Origin of the sequence: Neoroseomonas soli, assembly GCF_018129065.1 — a bacterium.
In the GTDB taxonomy this organism is placed as follows: domain Bacteria; phylum Pseudomonadota; class Alphaproteobacteria; order Acetobacterales; family Acetobacteraceae; genus Neoroseomonas; species Neoroseomonas soli.
Window position 1 is genome coordinate 1 of record NZ_JAAEDM010000178.1, and the last position, 2,000, is coordinate 2,000.

Below are 2,000 nucleotides of genomic sequence, written 5' to 3' on the forward strand. Positions count from 1 at the left end.
GGTGCCGAGGCCGCGGGCGAACCCGCCGCCACCCCCGAGGTCGCGGAAGCCGCCGCGGAGCAGCCGGCCGAGACCGAGGCCGCTCCCGCGACGCCCGCCGCGGAGCAGCCCGCCGAGGCGCCCGAGGCCCCCGCTCCCGTCGCCCAGCCCCTCGACATGGCGGATGACCGCATCACCGGCACGCCCGACGCCGGCATGCCGCTCGACCCCGCCGCGGACGCCGGAGCGGAGGCGCACGCCGAGCCCGGCGAGTCCGAATACCTCGGCCGCGTCGAGAGCATCCCCGCCGACGAGAAGACCCGCCCGCCCGAGACCATTGGCGGCGAGGACCAGCCCCCCGAGGCCGAGGACGAGCGCCGCGAGCGCCGCATCCCGCCCCGCTTCCTGCGCCAGTACAAGATCCAGGAAGTCATCAAGCGCCGGCAGATCATGCTGGTGCAGGTCGTGAAGGAGGAACGCGGCGGGAAGGGTGCCGCGCTGACCTCCTACATCTCGCTGGCCGGCCGTTTCTCCGTGCTGATGCCGAATTCGCCGCGCGGCGGCGGCGTCTCCCGCAAGATCACATCTGCCGCCGACCGCAAGCGCCTGCGCGAAGTCGTCGAGGAGATGAGCCTGCCCGACGGCATGTCGCTGATCGTGCGCACCGCCGGCGCGCAGCGGCCCAAACCCGAGATCAAGCGCGACTGCGAGTACCTGCTGCGCCTGTGGGACAACATCCGCGAGCGCACGCTGGCCTCCACCGCGCCTGCGCTGATCTACGAGGAAGCGGACCTCATCAAGCGCTCGATCCGCGACGTCTTCGGCCGCGACATCGAGGAAGTGACGGTCGAGGGCGAGCGCGCCTACAGCGAGGCGCGCGAGTTCATGCGCATGCTGATGCCGGCCAATGCCGGCAAGGTGCGGATGCACAGGGAGGCGGTGCCGCTCTTCGCCCGCCACAACGTGGACCAGCAGCTCGACGCGATGCATTCGCCCGTCGTGCAGCTCCGCTCCGGCGGCTACCTCGTCATCAACCAGGCCGAGGCGCTGGTCGCCATCGACGTGAACTCGGGCCGCGCCACGCGCGACCGGCACATCGAGGACACGGCCCTGCGCACCAACCTCGAGGCGGCGGACGAGATCGCGCGGCAGTTGCGCCTGCGCGACCTCGCCGGCCTCATCGTCATCGACTTCATCGACATGGAGTCGTCCAAGCACGACGGCATGGTCGAGCGCCGGCTGAAGGAGGCGCTGAAGCAGGACCGCGCCCGCATCCAGGTCGGCCGCATCAGCCATTTCGGCCTGCTGGAGATGAGCCGCCAGCGGCTGCGTCCGTCCATCGCCGAGCAGACCTTCGTCGCCTGCCCGCATTGCCAGGGCCGCGGCATCGTCCGCAGCGTCGAGAGCAGTGCCCTGCAGGTGCTGCGCGCCATCGAGGAGGAAGGCGCCAAGCGCCGCGCCTCCGAGATCATGGTGCACGTCGCGGCGCCCGTGGCGCTGTGGCTGCTGAACCGCAAGCGGGAGAAGCTCGCCGAGATCGAGGCGCGCTTCGGCATGGCGGTGATGTTCGAGCCGGATGACGAGCTCATCCCGCCTGCCGTGAAGATCGAGCGCCTGCGCGCGGCCGAGCCCGGCCAGGTCCCGGCCGCGCCCTCCGCGCTGCGCATGGACTACGCCCCCGAGCCTGTCGAGGAGGAACCCGAGGAGGAAGCCGCCGCCGAGGAAGGCGAGGAAGCCCCCCGCCCCGCCGACGAAAGCGCCGAGACGGCCGAGGAGAGCGAACGCCGCCGCCGCCGCCGCCGCCGCCGCCGCGGCGGTCGCCGCGAGGACGGCCGCGAGGCCCACCCCGGCTCCGAGGCCGAGGCGGATGGTGATGCGGAAGGCGAAGGCGAAGGCGACGCGGAAGGCGAGGACAGCGCTGAGGCGGAAGCCGAGGCCATGACCGAGGCCCAGCCCGCCGAGGGCGAGGCCGAGGACGCCGCGGGCGCGCCGGAAGGCGGGCTCGACGCCGATGGACGCCG

Annotated in this window: 1 protein-coding gene; it reads left to right on the forward strand. The window is 72.9% G+C overall.

Annotation, left to right across the window (positions count from 1 at the left end; genetic code table 11):
* A partial coding sequence (locus GXW76_RS25230) for an Rne/Rng family ribonuclease (protein WP_211864893.1) occupies positions 1-2,000 on the forward strand: 2,000 nt, incomplete at both ends.